General features: G+C 50.2%; 1 protein-coding gene. It reads right to left on the reverse strand.

The window, feature by feature from the left end; translation table 11 throughout:
- Positions 1-295 (reverse strand): BON domain-containing protein (locus tag J0A66_RS22325; protein WP_241264389.1); only part of this gene is annotated, 295 nt, incomplete at its 3' end.
- Positions 296-333 lie beyond the last annotated feature (38 nt).

Below are 333 nucleotides of genomic sequence, written 5' to 3' on the forward strand. Positions count from 1 at the left end.
CAATATGTAAACCATCTACACGCTTGTCGGCGACTAGGTTTGATTTCACCTTAGTGGCAAGCCATACATCATGTGTTCGCACTGACGCTTGTGTTGGACTGCCCAGACGCAACTGATTGTGTAGGCGAGTCACTTGCGGCAGGCTCTCTGCCAATCGCTGTGCTTCGCGCTTTAGCTGTTCGTTAGGTACCTGGCCGACCAATAGCGCTACACCGTTAAACACTTCAACATTGATATGTGCCTGTCCTTTTAGCTGCTCGTTAGTGCTCAGTTTGCTGGAGATGCGTGACGCCAAGGTCGCATCATCTAACTGTGTACCTACCGTTCTTCTGT

The organism is Bowmanella dokdonensis, from assembly GCF_017254865.1.
Lineage (GTDB): Bacteria > Pseudomonadota > Gammaproteobacteria > Enterobacterales > Alteromonadaceae > Bowmanella > Bowmanella dokdonensis.